We start from the raw sequence: 25,004 nt of genomic DNA on the forward strand, positions 1-25,004 counted from the left end.
CGACTGCCGGCTGGTTACGTCCAATAAAAAAGCCAGACTCGAAGTCTGGCTTTTTTCTGGCTGGTCGCCGCGTAGTGTCTCAGCTGTCCGGCAGCTCATAGGCATAGATCTTTTCCGCTTCCATCTGATAACCGGCTTCGGCCAGCTCGCTGCTGGTCTGTTCGACCTTGAGCGGGCCTTCTATCCAGAACGGCTGATACAACGCGTCGAGCAGCACACCCAGTTCGCTGGTGACATGCACGATCTGGTTCGACGGCGGCGGCGGCACGTGGATGCATGCGCCGAAGTACGGCACCAAGAGGAACTCGGTCACCCGGCCTTCGTCGGTGACATCCAGTGGAACGATATAGCCCGGCAGTTTGACCGATTGGCCATCCAGTGCCTGCACCACCGGCGCTGCGGGGGATTGCTGCATGGCCGCCGGGCCTGCTTCATTCTGTGAGCCGGCGAGGGCGTCGGCCAGCTGCGAGAGGTCGTGGATCGGTGCCGGCTCAGTGACTTGTGGTGGTGCGTCGGCCGGGACCATTTCCGACCAGGTCAGCTCGCGCACCTCGGCGGCAGCCAGCGGCAGGGCCAGGGTGAGCAGCAGGGTGGCGAGCAGGGAGCGGTGCATGCAAAGCCTCATAAGCGGATCGATAAGCCATCGGCCAGGGATTGGCGGTACGCGCGCCAGGCCGGTACACAACCCATCAACAGGGCGGCGCTCAGGATAGCGCCGAGCAGCGTCCACTCATAGCGGCTTGGCAGATTCAGTGGCAGGTACAGGCCGTAATTCGCCTGTACATAACCCTGCGCTCCGGCGATGCCCAGGTACAGCAACAGCAAACCGAGCAGTACGCCGGCTAGGGCCAGGGCAAAGGCTTCGACGATCAGCAGGCTGGCGATATGCCAGGGCCGCGCGCCGACCGAACGCAGAATCGCCATCTCGCGGCGGCGCTCGTTAAGGCTGGTGAGAATCGCCGTGAGCATGCCGATCAGGCCAGTCAGCACCACGAACAGCGACACCACGAACAGCGCCTTCTCGGCGGTGCCCATCAGGCTCCACAGCTCCTGCAGGGCCACACCGGGGAGGATTGCCAGCAGCGGTTCGCCGCGAAATTCGTTGATCTCCCGTTGCAGGCTGAAGGTGGCGATCTTGCTATTCAGGCCCAGCATAAAGGCGGTGATCTGCTTGGGTTGCAGGTCCATGGCCCGCGCCTGCTCGGCACTGACTTTGGCCGCGCCGCGTGCGGGCATGCCGTTTTGCCAGTCGACATGCAGGGCCTCCATACCGGCCAGGGAAATATGCAGGGTGCGGTCCACCGGCGTGCCGGTGCGGGCAAGGATGCCGACCACCTTGAACGGTTTGTCGTCATGCTTGACCAGGCTGATGGTGGCCACGCCATGGGCCAGCACCAGTTCCTGATCGAGCTGGTAGTTGAGCGCTTGCGCCACTTCTGCGCCGAGCACCACTTCGAACGGGTCATCGGCAAAGGTACGACCACTGCTCAGCTGCAGCGGTTGGCTGCGGGCATAACGGTAGTGTTCGAAATACGCCGGGCTGGTGCCCATCACCCGGTAGCCACGGTGCGAATCGCCGAGTGAGATCGGGATAGCCCATTTGACCTGACGGTGCTGGGCTAACTGCTCGAAGCTGTCCCAGCGAATATTGTTAGTGGCGTTGCCGATGCGGAATACCGAGTACAGCAGCAGGTTCACGCTGCCGGAGCGCGCGCCGACGATCAGATCGGTGCCGCTGATGGTGTTGGCAAAGCTGGCGCGGGCTTCGGTGCGCACCCGCTCGACCGCGAGCAACAGGCATACAGAGAGGGCGATGGCGAACACCGTCAGCCAGGCGGTAAAGCGGCGGTTGCCCAGGCTGGCGAGGGCGAGACGCAATAGGTACATCGTTAAATCTCCGCCAGGCGGGTGGCTTTGTTCAGCTCGGCCAGCGACAAGCTGCGGTCGAATAAGCGCGCCAGGCTCTGGTCGTGGCTGACAAACAGCAGGCTGGAGCCGGCCTCGCGGCATTCGGCGAACAGCAGTTCGAGAAAGGCTTCGCGGGCATCGGCATCCAGCGCCGAGGTGGGTTCGTCGGCGATCACCAATTCAGGCTGGCCGATCAGCGCGCGCGCCGCCGCCACGCGCTGCTGCTGGCCGATCGACAGATCACCTGCGCGGCGTTGCAACAGCTCCGGCTGGTGCAAGCCAAGGTGGGCGAGCAGGGCGTTGGTGGCCTTGGTTACGCTGCCATGGCGTTGCACCGCGCGGCTCGCACGCAGTGTGGAAAAGTGACAAGGCAGTTCGACGTTCTCACGCACCGAGAGAAACGGCAGCAGGTTGAACTGCTGGAAGATGTAGCCGGTGTGATCGACGCGAAAGCGGTCGCGGGCGCTGGCGGACAGCGTACTCAAGTCCTGCTCAAGCAGTTGGATGCTGCCGCGATTAGGTTTCTGTACGCCGCCGAGCAGGCCGAGCAGGGTGGTCTTGCCGCTGCCGCTGGGGCCTTTGAGAAACAGGCTTTCGCCGCGTTGCAGGGTGAAGGTGTCGATGTCCAGCAACTCGGGCTGGCCGGGCCAGGCAAAGCCGAGGTTGGACAGGTGGATCAGGGCTGAACTCATAAAGTAAGCGGCCGGGTTGCCCCGGCCGTTCTGCTGCAAAAAGGTGGTTAGAAACTCAGGGTCGGCTGTGCGGGCGTCAGCTCCAGGCCCTGCTGGCCATTCGGACCGATCAGTTGTACCTGAATTTTCTCGGTGGCGGGGAAGCGCTTGAACAGTTCGCCGAGGTTAAGTTGTTTCAATTCTTCAGGCTTTTGGCAGTCGAGGCTGTAGTGCGCGTGGATATCGCTGTGCTCGCTGTCATGGGACTTTTCGTGGTCGTGTTCTTTGTGCTTATGCTCAGCAAATAGTGGGCTTTCCAGCTCTTGCTTGCTGACGTTGCAGTCGCCCGCGTTCAGGCCGAACAGCGCCTGCGGTTGTTCCAGTTGGCTGTGCGCGGCGGCTACCTTGGCTTTGTCTGCAGCACTCTTGGCGGCATGTTCGAAACCCACCAGGTTCATCGCCGGACTATCCAGTTGCAGGTGCAGCATCTTGCCGTCGAGCACCACATTGAGTTGCGCCGCGCCATGCTCATGGGCATCTAGGCTGCCATGTTCGGCGTGATCGTGCGCGTGGTCGTGTTCATGACTGTGTTCAGCAGCAAGGGCGGCAAAGGGCAGTAGGGCGAAAGGCAGGGCAAGTAGCAGGCGGCGCATGGTGATCTCCGATCAGAAGTTAATGTTTGTTACGTTATAACAACTTTGTAGCGTGCATGGCCAGCCTTGCTTGGCGACCTGCAGTGGACGTGGGAGCATGGCGGCTGATTAGTTGAGGGCAGAATGATGGTGCGAATTCGTGGGCAGATTGGCGCCTGGCCGGTGGACCTAACGGTAGAGCTGGATGCGCAGGACTGGGCGCAGCTGGCTCAGCATGTAAGCCTTGAGCCGCCCGCTGCGCCGGCAGCCGCTGTCGCGCCGGTGGCCAATGATGCGCTGTGGCAAACCACGTTGGAGTTGCTGCGCCAGGCTGGGCAGATCGACGGGCCGCAGCTGCTCGGGCAATTGGCTGGGCTGGCGGGTGGTGAGGCAGCGGGCAAACGCCTGCTGGTGCGACTGCGCCATTGCGCGCAGGCGCGCGTGGAAACCGGCGTCGATGCGCCGATTTATCACTGGGTGGGCTAGTTCACGTCGATGGGGTGATCCGTCGACGCTGGAGGGGATCAGTAAATCGCCTGATACAGCTTGCGCCGGTAAGCGGTGACCAGCGGATGGTCATTGCCCAGCAGGTCGAAGACCTGCAACAGGGTCTTGTGTGGCAGGCCATCGGCGTAGCTGCGGTTGCGGATAAACAGCTTGAGCAGGGCGTCCAGCGCCGGCTCGTAGTGCTGGCGTGCCAGTTGTTGAATCGCCAACTGGTAGCTGGCTTCATCATCGTCGGCATTCTGTGCCAGGCGGGTTTTCAGGCTGGCCACATCCGGCAGCTCGCCGGCTTGGCGCAGGAAGGTCAGCTGCGCGCGGGCACCGGCGAGGGCCTGTTTATGCTCATCGCCTTTTACCGCGCCCAGCACTGCCTCGGCTTCGCCCAGCTCGCCACGTTCGGCCAGGCAGCGTGCATAGAGAATCAGCGCGGCCGCGTGTTCGTTGTTTTCCGTCAGCAGCACTTTGAGCACCGCTTCGGCATCGGCAAAGCGGCCTTCGCTGAATAGCGCCTGCGCGGCTTCCATTGGGTCAGCGGCGGCTGGTGCTGGTTCGGCCACGTGCGGTTTAAGCATTTCGCGAATCGCCGACTCTGGCTGCGCACCGGCAAAGCCATCGACCGGCTGGCCATTCTTGAACAGCACCACGGTCGGCAGGCTACGGATACCGAAACGGGCGACGATGTCCTGCTCGATATCGCAGTTGACCTTGGCCAGCAGCAGTTCGCCGTTGTATTCCTCGGTGATCTTCGCCAGCAGCGGCATCAGCGCCTTGCACGGCGCGCACCATTCCGCCCAGAAATCCACCAGCACTGGCTTCTGGAATGAATTTTCGATCACCAGCTGTTCGAAGCTGGCGCTGCCTGCGATATCAAAGATGTAAGGGGAGTCGCTCATGATCGGTCTCGGCTGGGCGCAAGTTGTGATGGGCTGCAATGCGATGAACTATAAATGTGGGCGCGGCGTGCGGGATACAAGGGGCGTTCAGGCACGCTCGGCGTGGTACAGGCTGACATAACGAAACTCCGCTGGCTCGGCCAAATCAGGCCAGGTGCAGGCTTCGAGTACTCCTAGGCGTTGGTACAGCGGGTGTTGGAAGTCGCGCACGCGCGAGTCTGCCACCAGCGCTTCACGACCACGGCTGAGAAACTGGTCGAGTAGCGGCAGGTTGGCGCGGTCATAAAGCACGTCGGCAACGATGATCAGGTCGAAGCGATCAGCCTCGGCAAAGAAATCCGTCGAATAGCTCAGCTGCACATCGTTGAGCGCGGCGTTGGCCTGGCAGGCCGCAATCGCCAATGGATCAAGGTCGCAAGCCACGACTTCCAGCGCGCCGGCTTTGGCAGCAGCAATCGCCGCCACACCGGAGCCCGCACCGAAATCCAGCACGCGCTTGCCGCGCACCCATTCGGGGTGCTCGGCCAGCCAGCGCGCCAGGACCAGACCGCTGGCCCAGCAGAAGCACCAGTAGGGCGGTTCTTCGAGGATCAGGCGGGTTTCTTCCGGGCTGAAGCAGCGATCCATGTTTGTCGGGTCGATCAGCCACAGCGTGATCTCCGTGCCGGGCAGCGTCTGCGCGTTGAGCTGAGCGTCACCCAGCCGTTCGCTGAGCGCAGCCTGCAGGGCGACCGGTGCTGTCATGGCGCCGGTACCAGGCGCAATTCGCCGAGGGCCTGGGTTTCACTGCGCGCGATGGGCTGCGCTGGTAGGCGCAGAATCAGCCGGCCAGCCTGATTGGCGCGGCCATGCAGCTCGATACGGCTGTGTTTATTGAAGGTTTCCGGGTTGAACGGCAAGCGAAACGCCAGCGGGTTGCCGGTGCCGCGCAGTTGGATATTGCCCAGCAGCGCTTGCGGCCGGCCGCGCTGATCGACCGCCAACAGGGCCAGCTCGACATCCGCTTCATTGGGCACATTCAACAGGCTGCCGCTCAGTTCGCGCTGATAAGCAGGCAGAGGCTTGGCTTCGGCCGGTGTAGGCGTCGGCGTCTGTACAGTGGGTTTTGCGAGCGGCGGGCTGTCGCTGGCACAGGCCGTCAGCAAAGCGATCAGGCTTATGAGAATCAGCGGTTGTAACGGCGTGGGGGCTTTCATGGAAGGTCTCAACTGCGCTGGTTTGCATGGGCGCCTGTATACCGCAAACCCCTCGGCTTGTCTTGCCTGCGGGATGCGCTACCATGGCCTCTTTCGTCCTAAGGCTAGCTTTATTTATGCACTGTCCCTTCTGCGGTGCCAATGACACCAAAGTGATCGACTCGCGCCTGGTTGCCGAGGGCGAGCAGGTGCGTCGTCGGCGTGAATGCCTGGCCTGTGAAGAGCGTTTCACTACCTTTGAAACCGCTGAGCTGGTGATGCCGCGTCTGATCAAGCAGGACGGCAGCCGCCAGCCCTTCGATGAAGACAAGCTGCGCGCCGGTATGCAGCGTGCGCTGGAGAAGCGCCCGGTGAGTATCGAGCGCCTGGAAGCGGCCATCGCCCATATCAAGCACAAGCTGCGCGCCACTGGCGAGCGCGAGATCAAGTCGCTGGTGCTGGGTGAGCTGGTCATGGGCGAACTGCAGAAGCTCGATGAAGTGGCCTATATCCGCTTTGCCTCGGTGTACAAACGTTTTCAAGACCTTAATGAGTTCCGCGAGGAAATCGACCGTCTGTCCCGCGAACCTGCCAAAGGCTAACGATGAATTCAGATCACGCCTTTATGGCTCGCGCGCTGGAGCTGGCCCGTAAAGGTCTGTACTCCACCCATCCTAATCCGCGCGTGGGCTGCGTGATCGTGCGTGACGGGCGCATCGTCGGTGAAGGCTGGCATGCTCGCGCAGGCGAACCGCATGCTGAAGTGCATGCGCTGCGTCAGGCCGGCGACAAGGCCCGTGGTGCCACCGCCTACGTCACGCTGGAACCCTGCAGCCACCATGGGCGCACACCTCCGTGTGCCGATGCCTTGATCAATGCCGGCGTTGCCCGTGTGGTGGCGGCCATGCAGGATCCTAATCCACAAGTCGGTGGTGATGGCTTACTGCGCTTGATGCATGCCGGTATCGCGGTGCAGAGCGGCGTGCTGGAAACCGAGGCGCGCGCGCTGAATGCTGGTTTTATCAAGCGTATGGAACAAGGCCTGCCGTTTGTGCGGGTCAAGCTGGCGATGAGCCTGGATGGCCGCACGGCCATGGCCAGCGGCGAAAGCCAGTGGATCACCGGCCCCGCCGCGCGCGCCGCGGTGCAGCGCCTGCGTGCCCGTTCTAGCGCGGTGTTGACCGGTGCCGACACGGTGCTGGCCGATGATGCGCGCCTGACTGTGCGCGCCGATGAACTGGGCCTGGGCGCCGAGCTGAGTGCCCTGGCGCAGACCCGCCCACCACTGCGGGTGCTGGTCGATGGGCGTTTGCGCGTGCCGCTCAGCGTGCCCTTCTTCCAGGCTGGTGCTGCCATGGTGGCGACCTGCGCGGCGGCTTCGGCGCGTGATCGCTATCTGGACGATGGACACGAACTATTGGCCGTGCCGGGCAGCAACGGACATGTTGACCTGCGCAAGCTGCTGGTCGAGCTGGCGGCGCGCGGTGCCAACGAAGTGCTGGTGGAGGCTGGCCCGCGTCTGGCCGGAGCGTTTGCCCGATTGGGGCTGGTGGATGAGTACCAGCTGTTTGTCGCGCCCAAACTGCTTGGCTCCAGTGCACGGCCGCTGCTCGACCTGCCGTTGGCGCGGATGGCCGATGCCCCGGCGCTGAAAATTGTCGAGATGCGTGCAGTCGGTGATGACTGGCGGATTATCGCGGTGCCTCAGCCGGCTGTTTGATGGGCGGCCATTAGCGATGACGAGTCATGAGCGATGGCACAGCATTCAGGCTGTCGTTTGCCGATGCAGGGCGTTGGCAATTTGTGGTAAAACGCGTCTCGGCTATGCAAGTAGCCGTAACGTTCTCAGGGCGGGGTGTGATTCCCCACCGGCGGTAATGGCTGCAAGGCCTAGCCCGCGAGCGCTTGCCCGGTGGTGTAAACCGCTTGGCGAGGTCAGCAGACCCGGTGTGATTCCGGGGCCGACGGTTAAAGTCCGGATAAAGAGAGAGCGGGATTGCCTCAACAAGGCGCGCTCATGTGTGCCTCGAAATCCCTATCGATCAAACGCGCCCTGTTTTTTATAAAACAGGAGTTGGTTTAGATGTCTGATTTTTATTCCGTGCCCCGGGCTTCTGGCGTTATCCGCCAGTATTTTGCCGTGGGTGCGATGCAGGGGGTGGCATGTTTACCGGAATAGTCGAAGCCATAGGCAGTATCCGCGCGCTGACGCCCAAGGGCGGTGACGTACGGGTCTATGTAGAAACCGGCAAGCTGGATCTAGGCGACGTCAAACTCGGTGACAGCATCGCGGTCAACGGCGTATGCCTGACGGCCGTGGAACTGCCGGGCGATGGTTTCTGGGCCGATGTCAGCCGCGAAACCCTGGCGCATACCGCTTTTATAAGTTTGAAAGCCGGCAGCAAGGTCAATCTGGAAAAGGCGCTGACGCCTACCAGTCGCCTCGGTGGTCACCTGGTCAGCGGTCATGTTGATGGGGTCGGCGAAGTCATAGCCCGCGCCGATAATGCCCGCGCCGTGCAGTTCACCATTCGCGCGCCGCGCGAGCTGGCCAAGTACATCGCTCACAAAGGCTCGATCACCGTCGATGGCACCAGCCTGACCGTCAATGCGGTCAACGGCGCTGAGTTCGAGCTGACAATCGTGCCGCATACCCTGGCCGAGACCATCATGGTCGACTATCGCCCTGGTAGTCAGGTCAACCTAGAGGTCGACCTGCTGGCCCGTTACTTGGAGCGTCTGCTGCTCGGTGACAAGGCCGCTGAGTCGAAAGCCTCGGGCATGACCGCAAGTTTTCTCGCCGAACACGGCTACCTGAACAAATAAGGAATCGCCAGCATGGCTCTTAACAGTATCGAAGAACTGGTCGAAGACATCCGCGCCGGCAAGATGGTCATCCTGATGGATGACGAGGACCGTGAGAACGAAGGCGATCTGATCATCGCCTCCGAGTGCGTGACCGCTGAACATATCAACTTTATGGCGCGTTTCGCCCGTGGCCTGATCTGTATGCCGATGACCCGCGAGCGCTGCGAAACCCTCAAGCTGCCGCTGATGGCGCCGCGCAACGGTTCCGGTTTCGGCACCAAGTTCACCGTGTCCATCGAAGCTGCAGAGGGGGTGACCACCGGTATCTCCGCTGCCGACCGCGCGCGTACTGTGCAGGCCGCCGCCGCCAAGCACGCCAAGGCCGATGACATCGTCAGCCCAGGCCACATCTTCCCGCTGATGGCTCAGCCTGGTGGTGTGCTGGCGCGTGCCGGCCACACCGAAGCGGCCTGCGACCTGGCGCGCATGGGCGGTTTCGAGCCGAGTGGGGTGATCTGCGAAATCATGAACGACGACGGCACCATGTCGCGTCGTCCTGAGCTGGAAGTCTTCGCCGCCGAGCACGGCATCAAGATCGGTACCATTGCTGACCTGATTCACTACCGTCTGATCCACGAGCGCACCGTTGAGCGCGTCAGCGAACAGGTGCTCGACAGCGAGCTGGGCCAGTTCAATCTGGTGACCTATCGTGACTCGGTGGAGAACGATGTGCACATGGCCCTGACTCTGGGCGAAATCTGTGCGGAAGAGCCAACGCTGGTACGGGTGCACAACATGGACCCGCTGCGCGACCTGTTTATGGTCAACCAGCCGGGCCGTTGGAGCCTGCGGGCGGCCATGGCGGAAGTGGCCAAAGATGGCAGCGGCGTGGTGCTGCTGTTGGGTAACCCGCTGACCGGCCCGGATCTGCTGGCTCACCTTGAGCGCCAGTTGGGCGGTGAGGCGAAAGTCGCCAACCCGACCACCTATAGCACCGTGGGTGCCGGTTCGCAGATTCTGCGCGACCTCGGCGTGCGCAAGATGCGCCTGATGAGTTCGCCAATGAAGTTCAATGCAATATCCGGTTTCGATCTGGAAGTTGTAGAATACTTGCCCTCCAAATAATCCCAAGGGTCGCCACTGGCGGCCCGGCTCTTTAAATAGACGAGACGCGTTATGACCCTGAAGACCATCGAAGGTACTTTTATCGCCCCCAAGGGCCGCTTTGCACTGGTCGTCGGCCGCTTTAACAGCTTCGTTGTCGAAAGCCTGGTAAGCGGCGCAGTTGACGCCCTGGTTCGCCACGGCGTGAGCGAAAGCGACATCACCATCATCCGCGCGCCGGGTGCTTTCGAAATCCCGCTGGTGGCGCAGAAAGTCGCCCAGCGTGGTGATTTCGACGCCATCATCGCCCTCGGTGCCGTGATTCGTGGCGGCACTCCGCACTTCGAATACGTTGCTGGCGAATGCACCAAGGGCCTGGCCCAGGTGTCCATGGAGTTCGGCGTACCGGTTGCCTTTGGCGTGCTGACTGTCGATTCCATCGAGCAAGCCATTGAACGTTCCGGCACCAAGGCCGGCAACAAAGGCGCGGAAGCTGCATTGTCCGCCCTGGAAATGGTCAGCCTGCTGGCGCAGTTGGAGGCCAAGTGAGCCAGAGCGACGGTAACGGGCAGCAGCCACAAGCGCCGAAGAAAGGCCCTAGCAGCAAGACCCTCGCGCGCCGTCAGGCGCGCACCCTGGCTATGCAGGCGCTGTACTCCTGGCACATGGCTGGGCAATCGCTGAACGAGATCGAAGCGCAGTTCCGCGTCGATAACGATTTCACTGCCGTGGACGGTGCCTACTTCCACGAGATTCTGCACGGCGTGCCGCGGCAGAAGACCGAGATCGATGGCGCGTTCGAATCGCTGCTCGACCGTCCGCTGGATGAGATCGACCCGGTGGAGTTGTCGATCCTGCGTCTGTCGACCTACGAGCTGAAAAACCGCATCGATATCCCTTATCGCGTGGTGATCAACGAAGGCATCGAACTGGCCAAGGTGTTTGGCGCCACCGACGGACACAAGTTCGTTAACGGCGTGCTGGACAAGCTGGCACCGCGTCTACGCGCGGACGAAGTTCGCGCTAACAAGCGTTAAGCCTGTTTTGGGTGAGTTCGAGCTTATCCGTCAGTTCTTCGCCGCTGCGTCTTGTGCGCAGGCTGGCGAAGGCGTGGCATTGGGCATCGGCGACGACTGCGCCCTGCTGCAGGTGCCAGCTGGTGAGCAGTTGGCCATTTCTACCGACACCCTGGTCGCCGGGGTGCATTTCCCCGAATCGCCCGATCCGTTTCTGCTGGCGCAACGTGCGCTCGGCGTTTCGGTCAGTGATCTGGCCGCCATGGGCGCCGCACCTGTCGGCTTTACCCTGGCCTTGACCTTGCCCAGTGCCGATGCCGATTGGCTGCAGGCATTCGCCTCTGGCCTCGATCAGATGGCGCAGCACTGCGCCATTCGTCTGATCGGCGGCGATACCACCCGTGGTCCCCTGAGCCTCACCCTGACTGTGTTCGGCCGCTTGCCGGTTGGCATGGCGCTGACTCGTACGGGCGCGCAAATCGGTGATCTGCTCTGCGTTGGTGGTGAGTTGGGCGATGCTGCCGGTGCCTTGCCGCTGGTGCTGGGGCAGCGCCAAGCCGAGTCCGTAGTGGCCGAGCCGTTGCTGGCGCGTTACTGGTCGCCTATACCGCAGCTCGATCTGGGCCAGGCGCTGCGTGGTAAGGCTACTGCCGCGCTGGATATCTCCGATGGCTTGTTGGCTGACTGTGGCCATATTGCCGCCGCGTCCGGTGTTGAGTTGGTGATTGAGCTGGCGCAGGTGCCGATGTCAGCCGCCTTGCTGGCGTTTGCCGGGGCGTCGGTGGCGCGTCAGTGCGCATTGAGTGGTGGCGATGATTACCGCCTGGCATTCACTCTGCCTGAGCAGTATCTGGCGGACTTGCAGCGGGCTGGCTGGCCTGTGCAAGTGATTGGTCGTGTTGTGGCCGGCCAGGGCGTTACTCTGCTGGACTCGCAAGGCCGGCCCGTGCAACAGCCACACAGCGGCTATCAACATTTTGGAAGTGCCAGTGACTGATCATCCCAAGCAAGTCCCCGCCGAGTTCGTGCCGCCTTCGGTCTGGCGCAACCCCTGGCATTTCCTGGCCTTCGGTTTTGGCTCCGGCACCTTGCCGAAAGCCCCAGGTACCTGGGGTTCGCTGGTAGCGTTGCCGTTTATTCCACTGTTGCAGATGCTGCCGGACTGGGGTTACTGGCTGATGCTCGGCATCACCATGCTGTTTGGCTTTTGGCTGTGCGGCAAGGTGGCCGATGACCTGCGCGTGCACGACCACGAAGGTATCGTTTGGGACGAAATGGTCGGCATGTGGATTACCCTCTGGCTGGTGCCGGACGGCTGGGGCTGGCTGCTGCTAGGCTTTCTATTGTTCCGGGTGTTCGACATCCTCAAACCATGGCCGATTCGCTGGATCGATCGGCACGTGCATGGCGGTGTTGGCATCATGCTCGATGACGTGCTTGCCGGCGTATTCGCCTGGATGGCCCTGCAGCTGATTGTCTGGGGCTGGGCGAATGGGCTGGCTGCGGCGCTGGGTTGGTAATCAAAAGGGATAGCTAATGGGCCGCTGCTGTCGGTGGTTGCTGTGGCTGGTGATAAGCGTTGTCAGCGGGCCGTTGTGCGCCGATGAGTCTACGCAGATCCGTATTGCCAGCGAAACCTGGGAAGGGCACACCCATGCGGATGGCAGCGGCATGGCGTGGGAGATTTTCCGCACGATCTTCGAACCTGCAGGCGTGCAGCTGGAGATCCAGAGTGTGCCTTACACCCGCTCCATCGGCCTGGTACAGCGCGGAGCTGCCGATGCCTGGGCGGGTTCTTACCTGAACGAAGTTGAGCAGGGCGTGTTCTATCCGCGCTGGAACTACGACGCCGACCAGATTGCCGCGCTGGGCCTGCGGGATAAACCCATTCCCAGCCAAGAAACCCTTGGCGAATACCGCCTTGTCTGGGTGCGCGGTTATGAGTACCAGCGTTATCTGCCAAATTTGCGCCAGTACCGCGAAGTACTGCGCCGTGGCGGTATCCTCGGCATGCTGGAAATCGGCCATGTGGATTTCTATCTCGATGCTCTGACCGAAGTCGAGGATGTGCTGAGCACGGCCAGTCAGCCCGAGCGCTATCGTGTTACCCAGCTGACCAAACTACCGATCTACCTGGGTTTTGCCGATACACCGCGTGGCCGAACCCTGGCTGAGCTGTTTGACACGCGTATGGATAGCCTGGTGGCGGACGGTAGCCTACGGCCGATCTTCCAGCGTTGGCAGCAACCTTACCCGTTTGACTAACCTGTGCGAGACATCCCATGTGCGCCTTGAAAACACTGTTATTGAGCCTGTCGCTGCTAATTGGCAGTGGCGTTATGGCGGCCACCCAGGTGCGGGTTGTCGGCCTGTTCCCTGGCGCGGCGGTGTTGAATGTCGATGGTCAGCGCAAACTGGTCAAGGTCGGTCAGGTTGGTCCTGGTGGCGTAGTGGTGGTTAGTGCCGACAGCCGTGGTGCAGTGTTGCGTGTCGATGGTGTTGAGCGCAGCTACAGCCTGAGCCGCGAGTACAGTGATGGCTTTGCCGAGGCGCAGAAGAAGCAGCTCAGTGTGGCGAAAGGCATCGGTGGGCATTACTGGATCGCAGGCTCGGTCAATGGTCAGTCCATCCAGTTTCTGGTGGATACCGGCGCCACTTCGGTCGCCCTGAATGATGAGCATGCGCGCCGCCTGGGTATTGATTACCGAGTGATTGGTGCGCCCTTGCAGGTCAGCACTGCCAGCGGTACTGCGCGTGGTTGGCGCGTGACGCTGGATCGGGTGAAGGTCGGTGAGCTGGAAGTGCTGGGCGTCGATGCCGTGGTGCTGGAAGGTGGTTCGCCTACCGAGGCCTTGCTCGGCATGAGTTTCCTCAGTCGCGTCGGCTGGAAGGTTGAGCAGGACGCGTTGGTGTTGGAGTCCAAGTACTAGCGCTTTGGCCATCTCGCGTTGGCTCGATGCTTATCATCAGTAATTCAGGCTAAGCGGCTGCCAAGGCCTGCTGTTACAATGCCGGCCTGATTATTCCTGCCCATTTTCTTTAGGAGCATCCGGTGTCCGTCGTGTTTGTCGCCGCCTCCCAGCTGCCTACGCCCTTTGGCGTATTCACCATGCATGGCTTCCTCGAAGAGGCCACTGGCAAGGAGCATGTAGCCCTGACTTTTGGTGATGTGGCCGATGGTGCGCCCGTACTGGGCCGTTTGCATTCCGAATGCCTGACCGGTGATGCACTGTTCAGCTTGCGTTGTGACTGCGGTTTTCAGCTCGAAGCGGCGCTGCGTGCGATTGCCAATGAAGGCCGCGGCGTTCTGCTCTATCTGCGTCAGGAAGGCCGTGGCATTGGTTTGCTGAACAAAATCCGCGCCTATGAGCTACAGGACGGCGGCGCCGATACCGTTGAGGCCAATGAGCGTCTGGGTTTCGGCGCAGATCAGCGTGACTACGCGATCTGCCTGCCGATGCTCGATCACCTGGGCATCACCCAGCTCAAACTGATGACCAACAACCCGCGCAAGGTCAAGGCGCTGGGCGACATGGGCATCAATGTAGCCACCCGTGTGCCGTTGCAGATCGATCACAACCCGCACAACAAAAAATACCTCGCCACCAAGGCCGGAAAACTCGGGCATATGCTCGGCAGCCTGCACCAGGGCGAGGTCGAGGAAAGCCTGTGACGCGCGGCGAAGTGCGCCGGCGACTGGCGCTGGAGTGGTGGCGGCAGCTGGCCGTGACCTTGGTGCCGTTGTTCGTACTCAACCTGCTGTTTGGTGCCGAGCAGAAAACTGGCCTGCTGACCATGCCGCTGTTTATCGCAGGTCTAGCCTCGATGTTTGTCAGCCTGCCGCTGTTCAGTGCCTACAAACGCGCGCTGGTGGCCACGGAAAAAGCCCTCGATACAGTAGACGAACACGATGCCTGGCTTGAACTGGCACGTGTCCGTCGCCTGGCCTTTCTCGGTGCGGCGCTGCCGGCCTGGATTGCCGCCATTGCGGTATTCGCTGGCCTGGAAGCGATTGCGCTGATCCTTCTGGCGATTTCCAGCATCGTTCTGCTGTATCTCTACCGCATTCCTCGCCAACTCGGCTGATGCGCGCCGCCATTCTCTGTTTGCTGCTGTTGCTGGCGTTGCCCGCCGCAGCGGTCGAGAGGGTAGTGACTCTGGCGCCATCGCTGACGGAAATCATGCTGGAGCTGGACGCGGGCGAGCTGCTGGTTGGCCTGCTCGATGGCGGCGAGCGCCCGGCAGTGGTCGCGCAGCTACCTTCGGTTGGCCGGTATGGCCAGCTTGAATTGGAAAGTCTGCTCGAATTGCAACCCGATCTGGTGCTGCTCTGGCCCGACAGCATCAGCAGTGCGCAACGCCAACAGCTGCAACGTATGGGGATTCCCCTGCTGATCGTCGAACCGCGCAAGCTGGCTGATCTGGCGGAGAACTTCGTCGAAATCGGCACGCGTATCGGCCGTGCCGAGCAGGGCCGGCAACTGCGTCAGCAATTCAATAGCGGCTTGGCCGCGTTGCGTCAGCGCTATCAGCGTGAGCAGCCTTTGCGGCTGTTCTATCAGGTCTGGGATACGCCGCTGTATACCATTGGCGGCCAGCAGATTATCAGCGACGCCCTGCGTATCTGTGGAGCCGAGAATATCTTTGCCGAGCTCACCTTGCCTGCGCCGCAGGTCAGCGTGGAGGCCGTGCTGCAAGCGAACCCAGAAGTGATTTTGGCTGGCGTGCAAGGGCAGCTGGACGCCTGGCGCATCTGGCCGGGCGTGACGGCAGTTGAGCGCAAGCAGCTGTGGTTGGTGCCGGATGCAGGTCTGGAGCGGCCGAGCTTTCAGATGCTGGCTGCCATCGACCGTCTGTGTGAGGTATTGAGCAAGGCGCACTAAGAGAAAGCCCCGCGTTTGGCGGGGCTTTCTCTTGGGGGCTATTGAGCGCCTAGCTGACGGCTCAAGGTTGAGGTGTCCAGGTCACGGCAAACAGCGCGGTGCGGCCTTCGCTGTTGTAGCCGAAGCGTCCGTTGGTGGTGCTGTAGGTCGCTTCGGCATAGTCCTTGTCGAAGAGGTTGTTCAGTTTCAGGTCGAATGCCACTTCCTTGGTCGCTTGCCATTTGCCGCGCAGGCTAAGCAGGCCGTAACCCCCCAGCTCACGGGTATTGGCGGCGTCGTCATAGCGGCCGCTGACTGCGCGCCAACTGGCGCCTACTGAAAAGTCACCGAACGGACGGTCTAAATCCAGGCTCAGCGTACGTTTGGCGCGGCGTGCGAGAGTGTGGCCAGTGTCGCGATCCCGTGGGTCGATCAGCGCGAGTGTCAGGTTGCCCTGCCAGCCGTACAGTTCCTGCTGGAGCGCCGCTTCGAACCCGTTTATGCGAGCGGTCTGCACGTTTTGCGGAATGAAGTTCTGGTCGAGAACAATCGCGTCCTGCAGGTCGATACGGTACAGCGATAGTTCCAGGGTGCCGGTTTCGCTGTAGCGGCTGCGCCACTGTGCCTCATAACTTTTGGATGTTTCTGGCTCCAGGTCCGGGTTGGCGCTCGCGGAGCAAAAGCCGCCGAAACAAAAGTCGGGGTAGTACAGGTCGTTGAAGGTCGGCGCGCGAAAGCCTTCGCTGTAGGACAGGATTAGGTCGTTGTCGTCATTGAATGGCACGGTCAGTGCGGCGTTCCAGGTGTTTTTACTGCCGAACTGCTGGTTCTTGTCATGACGCAGACCTAGCTCGGTTAAGAAGTATTCGGCGTTGTAGCTGTGCTGAATAAATGCCGCCTGATTCCAGCGCGAGTCCTCGACAAAGTCCGTGTCGCTACGCAGACGGTCTTCGTACCAGTCGGCGCCAAACAGCACCTGGTGGCGCTCGCTGAGGGTCAGAGTGTTCACCCAGTTAGCCGAGTCACGATAGGTGTTGAAGCTGTAGAGCGAGTCCGCACCAGCCTGTGGCTGGTCGTTGCCAGTGTCGCGCTTGTCCTCGCTGTGGCCGATTTCCAGGCGGCTATTCCAGGCTTCGCTGAGATTGGCATCGATGTAGCTGGACAGGCTGCTGAGCTGGAAGTCCGTAGTGGGCAGTGACGTGCTGAAGATGTCCTCAAACTCGCTCTGGCCGCGCTGGTCGAGGGCGCTGAAGCCGATCTTCAGATCGTCATTGAAGCGATGCGAGAGATTCAGGCTCAGCGATTTATTGCGGTAGGCATCGTCATCGCCATTGGCACCGAAGTTATCGCGCGTGGCGTCGATCCCCTGGGTTTCATCGAGTGCAGCCCCCAGGTTGAAGTGAGTCCGCGCGTCGCCGCCGGACACGCCAAGGCTGCGCTCGAAGGTCTGGTTGCTACCGACGCCAAGGCGCACATAAGGCTTGAGGCCGTCGCCACTGCCTTGGCGAGTGAAAATCTGTACGACGCCACCGATGGCATCGGAGCCATACAGCGCCGAACGCGCGCCGCGCACGACTTCAATGCGTTCGATCTGCTCCGGGCTGAGAAACTCCAGGCTGCTGGTGCCGCTGGACGCGGCAGAAATACGTTGGCCGTCTACCAGAACCAGGGTTTGCGCGGTTGAGGTGCCGCGCACAAACAGGCCGGTCTGGCTGCCTGCGCCGCCGGTACGGCTGACACTGACGCCGGGTACGCGCTCAAGTAACTCAGCCACGCTACGCACTTGCAGGCGTTCTATGTCCTTGCGGGTGAATACTGTGGTTGCAGCTGTAGTCTGCTGGACCGGTTCGGCATGACGCCCGGAGGTCACAACCAATGGCTGCAACTCAAGTGGATCTGCATGAGTAGCCAGCGGCATCAGCGCCACAGCCAGGGCAAGACGGGACAATTTCACGTAGAGAATCCTCAAAAGGTCGAACGACTTTTGAGGAGGGCAGGGGCAAGAACGGGCGCGCGAACGCAGCCTGAGCTTGACGGTGATGCCCTCCGCAACACCAGTCACATCCAGCAAGGCCGGTCTCCGGGCTCTCGACGTGCGCCGCCTCGCCTTCCCGGGATAACCCAGTGGCGTTGAGGTGACGTGCAGAACGGTTCTGCGGTCGATTACCGTTGCGGGGGCAGCGCCGGGATGGTTCCTCAGAACGCACCGGCTTCCCGTTTAACGCCGCTTCATTGTGGAAGGGCGCACCTTGGCGGAAGTAAAACGCCGCGCACCTTAATGCGCGGTTGGATGAATTACAAGCAAGCCTGATTTAGCTCTGGATGAGCGGTATTCATGCAGAAACGCTGTCGAGGCGCGCACGGACGGAAGCTTCGATACCGGCGGCATCCAGCCCGCACTCAGCGAGCATTTGCGCCGGTTTGGCGTGCTCGACGTAATAGTCCGGCAGGCCCAGATGCAGCACGGGTTTGAGGATGCCAGCGTGGGCGAGGAACTCGCTGACCGCACTGCCGGCACCGCCCATCACGCTGTTCTCTTCGATGGTCACCAGCAGTTCGTGACTGGCCGCCAGCTGGCGTACCAATGCCTCATCCAGCGGTTTGACGAAGCGCATATCGACCACGGTGGCGTCGAGTGCCTCGCCCACCTTGAGCGCCTCACTCAGCTGTACGCCGAATACCAGCAGGGCCGCTTGGCTGCCTTGGCGCCGAACGATGCCCTTGCCGATTTCCAGTGGCTCCAGGCCAGGCTCGATGGCCGCATTCGGGCCGCTGCCGCGTGGGTAGCGTACCGCTGCCGGGCCATCGAACAGATGGCCGGTGGTGAGCATGCGGCGCAGCTCGTTTTCATCGCTCGGCGTCATCACCAGCATGCCGGGGATGCAGCGCAGGTAGGAAATGTCGAAGCTGCCAGCGTGGGTCGGGCCGTCTTCGCCGACCAGGCCGGCGCGGTCGATGGCGAACAGTACGTCGAGGTGCTGCACAGCCACGTCGTGAATCAGTTGGTCGTAGGCGCGCTGCAGGAAGGTCGAATAGATCGCCACCACCGGCTTGGCGCCATCGCAGGCCATGCCGGCCGCCAGGGTCACCGCATGCTGTTCGGCGATGGCTACGTCGAAATAGCGCTCGGGATAGCGCTCGCTAAAGGCCACCAGATCCGAGCCTTCCTTCATTGCTGGAGTAATGCCGACCAGGCGCGGGTCTGCCGCGGCCATATCGCACAGCCATTGGCCAAATACGCTGGAGTATTTCGGGCCGGCGGCCTGCTTGGGTTGTGCTGCTGGTGCGTTGATAGGCTCCAGCTTGGTGATCGCGTGGTAGCCAATCGGGTCGGCTTCGGCCGGGGCGAAGCCCTTGCCCTTCTTGGTCACTACATGGAGAAACTGCGGGCCGTCGAGGTCGCGCATATTGCGCAGGGTGGCCAGCAGGGTCGGCAGGTCGTGGCCGTCGATCGGGCCGATATAGTTCCAGCCCAGCTCCTCGAACAGGGTGCCGGGTACCAGCATGCCCTTGGCGTGTTCTTCGGTCTTGCGCGCGATTTCCCAGGCGCCCGGCAGGCGCGAGAGGATCTTCTTGCTGCCCTCGCGCATGCTGGCGTAGGTGCGGCTGGAGAGGATCTTGGCCAGGTAGTTGGACAGGCCGCCGACGTTCTTGGAGATCGACATATCGTTGTCGTTGAGGATCACCAGCATATTGGCGTTGACGTCGCTGGCGTGGTTCAGCGCCTCGAAAGCCATGCCTGCGGTCAGGGCGCCATCGCCGATCACCGCTACGCTCTTGCGTTTGCTGCCTTGGATGCGTGCGGCGATGGCCATGCCCAGGGCGGCGCTGATGCTGGTGCTGGAGTGGCCGACGCCAAAGGTGTCGTACTCACTTTCCGAGCGGCGCGGGAAGGCGGCGATGCCGTCCTTCTGCCGCAGGCTGCCCATCTGCTCGCGGCGCCCGGTGAGGATCTTGTGTGGGTAGGCTTGATGGCCGACGTCCCACACCAGGCGATCATCCGGGGTGTCGAAGACGTAATGCAGGGCCACGGTCAGCTCGATCACGCCGAGGCCCGCGCCGAAATGCCCGCCGGTCTGCCCGACCGTATACAACAGGTACTGGCGCAGCTCGTCGGCCAGGGTTTCCAGTTCGGCTTCGCCCAGACGGCGTAGCTCGTCCGGCGTATTGGCGCGGTCTAGAAGGGGCGTCAGCGGGCGCTCACGGGGAATCTCGTGGAAGGTCGTCGGCATCAGGCAGATCGTTATAGGTGTAAAAGATGCGGCAGTTTACCCGAAGCGCCGGAAACTGCCCAAACATGGTTCGGCCAGTCCGGCATCCTCTGGATTACCAGGTATCGACGCTGCGCTTCTTACCTGCACGCGCAGCCGGCCGTGGCGTGGCATTCAGTCCGCGCAGCAGCCAGGCGCGGGTTTCCACAGGGTCGATCACCGCATCGATCTCGAGGAAGCTAGCCATATTGATGCCTTTGCCGTTCTGGTAGGCCTTAGCTACAAGCTTGTCGAACAGCTGTTGGCGCGCGGCGGGTTCTTCCGCGGCCGCCAGTTCCTTGGCAAAACCCAGGCGTACGGCACCTTCCAGGCCCATGGCGCCAAACTCGGCGCTGGGCCAGGCGATGGTAAACAGCGGCGAATGGAAGCTGCCGGCGGCCATGGCCTGGGCGCCGAGGCCGTAACCCTTGCGCAGCACCACGGTAAAGAACGGCACCGACAGGCTGGCGGCGGCGACAAACATGCGCGACACATGGCGCACCGTGGCTTGCTTCTCCGCTTCCGGGCCGACCATAAAGCCGGGGGTGTCGCACAGCGACAGCAACGGAATATCGAAGGCATCGCACAGCTGCATAAAGCGCGCAGCCTTGTCGCCGGCAACCGCGTCGATGGCGCCGCCGAGGTGTGCTGGGTTGTTGGCCAGCAGGCCGAATGGCTGGCCTTCGATGCGGATAAAGGCAGTGATCAGCCCTGGGGCGAACTCGCGGCGCAGTTCCAGCACGCTGTCCCTGTCCGCGAGGGTGGCAATCACTTGGCGGATGTCATACACGCGCAAACGGTTTTCCGGGATCAGGTGGCGCAGCTCGCGCTGATCGGCGCAGTCCCATGCGCTGAGCGCACCCTGGAAGTAGCTCAGGTACTGCTTGGCCACCTGCACTGCTGCGGCTTCATCGGACACCCGCACGTCGATGACGCCATTGGGGCCCTGCACACTGACCGGGCCGACCTGCTCAGGCTTGAAGCTGCCGAGGCCGCCGCCTTCGATCATTGCCGGGCCGGCCATGCCGATAGTCGCGTTATCAGTGGCGATAATCACATCGCAGCAGCCAAGCAGGGCGGCGTTACCAGCAAAGCAGCGGCCCGAAACCACGCCCACCAACGGCACCAGGCCGGAGAGTTTGGCCATGCCGACAAAGGTGTGGCAGTCCAGTCCGGCCACACCGACGAAATCGGTATCCCCGGGGCGGCCACCGCCACCTTCGGCAAACAACACCAGGGGCAAGCGCCACTGCGCGGCGAGACCGAGCATGCGGTCGGTCTTCTTGTGGTTGATCACGCCCTGGGTGCCGGCGAACACCGTGTAGTCGTAGGCAATCGTCATGCAGCGCGCCGCCTGGCTGCCGAACGCTTCGGCGTTGACCGTGCCGATACCGGCTACCAGTCCATCGGCCGGGCTCTGCTCGATCAGCTCATCTAGCGAACGCCGGCGGCGTTGCGCGGCCAGGGCCAGGGCGCCGTATTCGATAAAACTGCCGTCATCCAGCAGCTCAGCGAGGTTCTCGCGCACCGTGCGCTGGCCAGTCTTACGCCGTTTGGCCACGGCCAGTGGGCGGCGCTCGTCACGAGTGATAGCGTGGCGCTCGAGCACTTCAGCGAGGTCGGCGCGCAGGTAGTCGAGGTCCAGGCTTTCCTCGTTCTGGCCTTGCCCGGCAGCCACCGCCGCGGGCTCGATAAACAGCAGCGGCTGGCCTTCGCCGACGGCGCTGCCAACCTGTACCGCCAGCGCGCGGACGATGCCGCTGTGACTGGCCTTGACCACGAACTCCATCTTCATCGCTTCCAGTACGGCGATGTTCTGGCCGACGGCCACCGCATCGCCTTCGCCCACTTCCAGGCTGACCACCACGCCGGTGCTGGGCGTGACCAGTGGCATGCAGCCGGGTGGTGCATCGACTGCCGATGCGGTTTGCGCGGTGGTCGCGGCGCTGGCGGCGAAATAGCGATGCGGATGGGCTTGTGGTTGGGCCGCCAGCAGTGCGTCCAGCTGGCTTTCAACGAAGCGCGTACTGACGTTATAGGCCGTGACCTGTGGCAGGCGCAGCAGGTTTTGCAGCAGGTGCAGATTGTTCGCCACGCCTTCCAGGCGGAATTCGCACAGCGCACGGTAGGCGCGGCGCAGGGTGCTGGGGTAGTCCGGCGCATGGGCAATCAGCTTGGCCAGCAGCGAGTCGTAGCTGGGGCTGACCGGATAGCCGGCGTAGCCATAGCCGTCCACGCGCAGGCCGGGGCCGCTGGGCGGTTGGTAGGCCGTCAGGGTGCCGGCAGCCGGGCGGGTACTGCCATCGCTGCTCATGCTTTCCAGATTGATCCGCAGCTGCACCGCGCAGCCATTAAGGGCCGGCGGCGTGAGCAAACCCAGCTCGCGCAGGGAGATGCCCGCGGCCAGTTTAAGTTGGGTGTGCAGCAGATCGACGCCAGTGACCTGTTCGGTCACGGTGTGCTCGACCTGAATACGCGGGTTGGCTTCCATAAAGTAGAAGCGCTCGGGTTGTTCGGCGTCCAGCAGAAATTCAAAGGTGCCCAGGCCCTGGTAGTGCGCCGCGCCGGCCAGTTGCAGCGCCGCCTCGATCATCTGTGCGCGGGTGGCAGCGGGCAGGTCCGGGCTGGGGGCGATTTCCACCAGCTTCTGCTGGCGACGTTGCAGGCTGCAGTCGCGTTCCCACAGATGGCTCACCGCGCCCGTGCTGTCGCCTAGCACCTGAATCTCGATATGCCGGGCTTGGTTTACCAGCTGTTCGATATACAGCGCATCGTTGCCAAAGGCGGCGCGGGCTTCGGACTGGCAGCGAGCAAAGGCCTCGTCCAGCTCGTTGGCACTGAGCACCGGACGCATACCACGGCCACCGCCACCGGCCAGGGCCTTGAGCATGACCGCGCCATGTTCGGCGAGAAAGCCATGGGCTTCCTCCAGGCTGATCGGCCGATTGATCCCGGCTACCAGCGGCACGGCGCAGCGCTCGGCCAGCTCGCGCGCCGCCGCTTTGTCGCCAAACAGCTGCAGCACCTCGCTGCTGGGGCCGACAAAGCACAGCCCGGCGGCCAGGCAGCGACGGGCGAACTCGGCGTTCTCCGCGAGAAAACCGTAGCCAGGGTGAACCGCATCGCAGTCCTGCGCCTGAGCAATCTCGATCAGCTGATCCATATCCAGGTAAGCCGGCACGCCACGGCCTTTGAGGGCTACCGCGCTATCGGCCTGACGCACATGCAGGGAAGCCGCGTCGTCTTCGGCGTAGACGGCAACCGAGCGAATGCCCAGCTCACTGGCGGCGCGGGCGATACGGATGGCGATTTCGCCACGGTTGGCGATCAGCAGAGCGGCGAAGGGCGCAGATGTAGAGGGCATGGTGGCTCCAGATTTTTATTCTGCAGCCATCTTAGGCGCTCTGTGAGCGAGGTAAACCAAGCCTTAGCGAGTAAGTGTTGGGCTATTGATGCCGGTGATAAGGCGCTGCTGTGTTAGCTGCGCCGCTCGACGATATAGCGCGCCAGATCACGCAGCGGCTCAGCGGCCTGATCGAATGGGCGCAGGGCATGCAGAGCCTGGTCGCGCAGCTCCAGGGCGTAGGCCTTGGCCGCGTCGAGGCCGAGTAGGGCGGGGTAGGTGGGCTTGTCGTGGGCCTGGTCTTTGCCCTGGGTCTTGCCCAGGGTGGCGGTGTCGCTTTCCACGTCGAGGATATCGTCCTGCACCTGGAACGCCAGGCCGATGGCGCGGGCATAGGTGTGCAGGGCTTTCAGGGCGTGCTCGTCGGCACGCTCGCTGGCCAGTGCGCCGAGCTGCACGCTGGCTTCGATCAGTGCGCCGGTCTTGTGCCGATGCATGACTTCCAGGGCGGCTTGGTCGAGCTGCTGGCCTACCGAGCCGAGGTCAATAGCCTGGCCGCCGACCATGCCTGCAGGGCCGGCGGCACGGCTCAGGGTGTTGAGCATGGCCAGGCGCAGTTCGGCGTTGTGCGGGTTGTGCTTGGCATCGCTGAGCACTTCAAAGGCCAGGCTCTGCAGGCCGTCGCCGGCAAGAATCGCGCAGGCTTCATCGAAAGCCTTGTGGGTGGTTGGCTGGCCCCGGCGCAGATCGTCATCGTCCATCGCCGGCAGGTCATCGTGAACCAGCGAGTAGGCGTGAATCAGCTCCACCGCGCAGGCCGCCGCGTTGGCGCGCTCGGGCTGGCCGCCGAGGGCTTCACAGGCGGCGTAGGCCAGCAGCGGACGCACGCGTTTGCCGCCATTGAACAGGCTGTAGCGCATGGCCGCGTAAAGACGCTCCAGCTCAGGGCGAGGGCTGCTCAGGAGGGCTTCCAGGGCGGCATCGACGCGGCTCTGGCAGCTGCTCTGGTAGGCCGCAATCATGCCTGCTGGTCCGCGTCGAAGGGTGCTTCCTCCAGCTCGCCGTCGCGCTCCATGAGGATCTGCACTTTCTGTTCGGCCTGGGCCAACGCGGTCTGGCAATCGCGGGTCAGGCGCACGCCCTGTTCGAAGGCGGTCAACGAGTCTTCCAGCGACAGCTCGCCGTTTTCCAGACGTTCGACCAGGTTCTGCAGATCGGTCAGGGATTGCTCAAAGTCGAGCGCGGCTTTTTTGCGGGCGGCCATGGCGAATATCTCGGGGTAGATCGGGGAGTCGGAACCGGCGCGACACTAGCAGAGCCATGCCGCGCGGGCAAATCAGCGCGGCAGGTGGCTGGCTGTCAGCCGATTACGCCGTGGCCGCGTGCCATCAGCACTGCTAGTAATGGGATGGCCAGTAGCAGCAACAGTTCCAGGCGAATCACCATGATCACCATACGCGCCTTGGCGGGACTGACCTGCGGCACTTCGCCGGCCTTGAGGCTGTTGCGCCAGTTAAGGAAGACAAAGGTCGGCACCACGGAAATCAGCCCGACCAGGATGAACAGGCCGACTTTGGCGTGAAACAGGCTGTTGCCCAGGTAGTAGTCCAGGCCCTTGCCGTACCAGAGCACGCGCGCCAGACCGGTGAACAGCACCACGCCGGCGCTGATGCCGTAAGCGATGTCGGTGATGATCAGGCTGCGCGCGCGGCGCAGGTCCAGCGGCAGTTTGAATTGCACATGCTCGATGCTGAGCAGGGCGAACAGCAGGAAGATCGACAGGTAGTGCAGGTAGGCGGCAATGGCTTGGCCCATAGGGTTTCCCTTGTCTGGTGTGG

At 62.5% G+C, this 25,004-nt stretch carries 27 protein-coding genes and 2 riboswitches; of the genes, 14 read left to right on the forward strand and 13 right to left on the reverse strand.

What is annotated here, in order from left to right:
* Nucleotides 1-79: 79 nt before the first annotated feature.
* From RHP75_RS03345 to RHP75_RS03360, 4 genes are read right to left on the reverse strand one after another with little or no spacing between them, the layout of a single operon-like run.
* On the reverse strand, nt 80-613 hold the full coding sequence (locus RHP75_RS03345) for a DUF3299 domain-containing protein (protein ID WP_160016210.1): 534 nt from the start codon (nt 611-613) through the stop codon (nt 80-82).
* Between the two features lie 8 nt (nt 614-621).
* A complete protein-coding gene (locus RHP75_RS03350; protein ID WP_311090443.1) occupies nt 622-1,887 on the reverse strand; it encodes an ABC transporter permease in 1,266 nt (421 codons plus the stop codon).
* Between the two features lie 2 nt (nt 1,888-1,889).
* Entirely contained in the window at nt 1,890-2,600 is a 711-nt protein-coding gene (locus RHP75_RS03355) for an ABC transporter ATP-binding protein (protein WP_311090444.1), read from the reverse strand.
* Nucleotides 2,601-2,647: 47 nt separating this feature from the next.
* Nucleotides 2,648-3,232: a DUF2796 domain-containing protein gene (locus RHP75_RS03360; RefSeq protein WP_311090445.1), complete on the reverse strand. Its 585-nt coding sequence runs from the start codon at nt 3,230-3,232 to the stop codon at nt 2,648-2,650.
* 126 nt (nt 3,233-3,358) lie between these two features.
* On the opposite strand from RHP75_RS03360, the gene RHP75_RS03365 reads away from it, so the two are divergent.
* Nucleotides 3,359-3,697: a hypothetical protein gene (locus RHP75_RS03365; RefSeq protein WP_090255746.1), complete on the forward strand. Its 339-nt coding sequence runs from the start codon at nt 3,359-3,361 to the stop codon at nt 3,695-3,697.
* A 38-nt stretch (nt 3,698-3,735) separates the two neighbouring features.
* On the opposite strand, the gene trxA is transcribed toward RHP75_RS03365, so the two are convergent.
* From trxA to RHP75_RS03380, 3 genes are all read right to left on the reverse strand, one after another.
* Entirely contained in the window at nt 3,736-4,608 is an 873-nt protein-coding gene (gene trxA, locus RHP75_RS03370; protein ID WP_311090446.1) for a thioredoxin, read from the reverse strand.
* A gap of 87 nt (nt 4,609-4,695) precedes the next feature.
* Nucleotides 4,696-5,352 carry a 50S ribosomal protein L11 methyltransferase gene (locus RHP75_RS03375; protein ID WP_311090447.1) on the reverse strand — a complete coding sequence of 219 codons (657 nt, stop codon included), beginning with the start codon at nt 5,350-5,352 and terminating at the stop codon, nt 4,696-4,698.
* Complete coding sequence (locus RHP75_RS03380) at nt 5,349-5,804, reverse strand: YbaY family lipoprotein (protein ID WP_311090448.1); 456 nt, start codon at nt 5,802-5,804, stop codon at nt 5,349-5,351. Before RHP75_RS03380 ends, RHP75_RS03375 begins: the two co-directional genes overlap by 4 nt.
* A gap of 116 nt (nt 5,805-5,920) precedes the next feature.
* Between RHP75_RS03380 and nrdR the strand changes: the two genes are divergently transcribed.
* From nrdR to RHP75_RS03445, 13 genes are all read left to right on the forward strand, one after another.
* Entirely contained in the window at nt 5,921-6,385 is a 465-nt protein-coding gene (nrdR, locus tag RHP75_RS03385) for a transcriptional regulator NrdR (protein WP_311090449.1), read from the forward strand.
* Between the two features lie 2 nt (nt 6,386-6,387).
* A complete protein-coding gene (gene ribD / locus RHP75_RS03390; RefSeq protein WP_311090450.1) occupies nt 6,388-7,503 on the forward strand; it encodes a bifunctional diaminohydroxyphosphoribosylaminopyrimidine deaminase/5-amino-6-(5-phosphoribosylamino)uracil reductase RibD in 1,116 nt (371 codons plus the stop codon).
* A gap of 117 nt (nt 7,504-7,620) precedes the next feature.
* A riboswitch (FMN riboswitch) is annotated at nt 7,621-7,779 on the forward strand.
* 167 nt (nt 7,780-7,946) lie between these two features.
* Entirely contained in the window at nt 7,947-8,609 is a 663-nt protein-coding gene (locus RHP75_RS03395; RefSeq protein WP_311090451.1) for a riboflavin synthase, read from the forward strand.
* A gap of 12 nt (nt 8,610-8,621) precedes the next feature.
* Complete coding sequence (gene ribBA, locus RHP75_RS03400; RefSeq protein WP_160016199.1) at nt 8,622-9,716, forward strand: bifunctional 3,4-dihydroxy-2-butanone-4-phosphate synthase/GTP cyclohydrolase II; 1,095 nt, start codon at nt 8,622-8,624, stop codon at nt 9,714-9,716.
* Nucleotides 9,717-9,767: 51 nt separating this feature from the next.
* Nucleotides 9,768-10,244: a 6,7-dimethyl-8-ribityllumazine synthase gene (gene ribE / locus RHP75_RS03405; RefSeq protein WP_087515564.1), complete on the forward strand. Its 477-nt coding sequence runs from the start codon at nt 9,768-9,770 to the stop codon at nt 10,242-10,244.
* A complete protein-coding gene (gene nusB / locus RHP75_RS03410; RefSeq protein ID WP_311090452.1) occupies nt 10,241-10,732 on the forward strand; it encodes a transcription antitermination factor NusB in 492 nt (163 codons plus the stop codon). The genes ribE and nusB overlap by 4 nt, the downstream gene beginning before the upstream one ends.
* Nucleotides 10,733-10,739: 7 nt before the next feature.
* Nucleotides 10,740-11,708, forward strand: a complete 969-nt coding sequence (gene thiL / locus RHP75_RS03415) for a thiamine-phosphate kinase (RefSeq protein ID WP_311090453.1) — start codon at nt 10,740-10,742, stop codon at nt 11,706-11,708.
* On the forward strand, nt 11,701-12,231 hold the full coding sequence (locus tag RHP75_RS03420; RefSeq protein ID WP_160016196.1) for a phosphatidylglycerophosphatase A: 531 nt from the start codon (nt 11,701-11,703) through the stop codon (nt 12,229-12,231). The genes thiL and RHP75_RS03420 overlap by 8 nt, the downstream gene beginning before the upstream one ends.
* A 16-nt stretch (nt 12,232-12,247) precedes the next feature.
* A complete protein-coding gene (locus RHP75_RS03425; protein WP_311090454.1) occupies nt 12,248-12,976 on the forward strand; it encodes a transporter substrate-binding domain-containing protein in 729 nt (242 codons plus the stop codon).
* 17 nt (nt 12,977-12,993) lie between these two features.
* Nucleotides 12,994-13,641: a TIGR02281 family clan AA aspartic protease gene (locus tag RHP75_RS03430; RefSeq protein ID WP_311090455.1), complete on the forward strand. Its 648-nt coding sequence runs from the start codon at nt 12,994-12,996 to the stop codon at nt 13,639-13,641.
* 122 nt (nt 13,642-13,763) lie between these two features.
* Entirely contained in the window at nt 13,764-14,384 is a 621-nt protein-coding gene (gene ribA / locus RHP75_RS03435) for a GTP cyclohydrolase II (protein WP_311090456.1), read from the forward strand.
* Entirely contained in the window at nt 14,381-14,797 is a 417-nt protein-coding gene (locus RHP75_RS03440) for an MFS transporter (protein WP_311090457.1), read from the forward strand. The genes ribA and RHP75_RS03440 overlap by 4 nt, the downstream gene beginning before the upstream one ends.
* On the forward strand, nt 14,797-15,594 hold the full coding sequence (locus RHP75_RS03445) for a cobalamin-binding protein (protein WP_311090458.1): 798 nt from the start codon (nt 14,797-14,799) through the stop codon (nt 15,592-15,594). The genes RHP75_RS03440 and RHP75_RS03445 overlap by 1 nt, the downstream gene beginning before the upstream one ends.
* A 61-nt stretch (nt 15,595-15,655) precedes the next feature.
* On the opposite strand, the gene RHP75_RS03450 is transcribed toward RHP75_RS03445, so the two are convergent.
* The 6 genes from RHP75_RS03450 to RHP75_RS03475 form a co-directional block, all read right to left on the reverse strand.
* Nucleotides 15,656-17,527 carry a TonB-dependent receptor domain-containing protein gene (locus tag RHP75_RS03450; RefSeq protein ID WP_311090459.1) on the reverse strand — a complete coding sequence of 624 codons (1,872 nt, stop codon included), beginning with the start codon at nt 17,525-17,527 and terminating at the stop codon, nt 15,656-15,658.
* A 99-nt stretch (nt 17,528-17,626) separates the two neighbouring features.
* A riboswitch (cobalamin riboswitch) is annotated at nt 17,627-17,840 on the reverse strand.
* A gap of 66 nt (nt 17,841-17,906) precedes the next feature.
* Nucleotides 17,907-19,805: a 1-deoxy-D-xylulose-5-phosphate synthase gene (gene dxs, locus RHP75_RS03455; RefSeq protein ID WP_311090460.1), complete on the reverse strand. Its 1,899-nt coding sequence runs from the start codon at nt 19,803-19,805 to the stop codon at nt 17,907-17,909.
* Nucleotides 19,806-19,899: 94 nt separating this feature from the next.
* Entirely contained in the window at nt 19,900-23,187 is a 3,288-nt protein-coding gene (locus RHP75_RS03460; RefSeq protein WP_311090461.1) for a carboxyl transferase domain-containing protein, read from the reverse strand.
* Between the two features lie 113 nt (nt 23,188-23,300).
* On the reverse strand, nt 23,301-24,188 hold the full coding sequence (gene ispA, locus RHP75_RS03465) for a (2E,6E)-farnesyl diphosphate synthase (protein ID WP_311090462.1): 888 nt from the start codon (nt 24,186-24,188) through the stop codon (nt 23,301-23,303).
* The gene (locus RHP75_RS03470; protein ID WP_160016186.1) at nt 24,185-24,430 is read right to left on the reverse strand and encodes an exodeoxyribonuclease VII small subunit; all 246 of its coding nucleotides are present in this window, start codon (nt 24,428-24,430) and stop codon (nt 24,185-24,187) included. The genes ispA and RHP75_RS03470 overlap by 4 nt, the downstream gene beginning before the upstream one ends.
* Nucleotides 24,431-24,525: 95 nt before the next feature.
* Nucleotides 24,526-24,981, reverse strand: a complete 456-nt coding sequence (locus RHP75_RS03475) for a DUF2214 family protein (protein ID WP_311090463.1) — start codon at nt 24,979-24,981, stop codon at nt 24,526-24,528.
* Nucleotides 24,982-25,004 lie beyond the last annotated feature (23 nt).

Source organism: Pseudomonas sp. SG20056 (assembly GCF_031764535.1).
Classification (GTDB): Bacteria; Pseudomonadota; Gammaproteobacteria; order Pseudomonadales; family Pseudomonadaceae; genus Aquipseudomonas.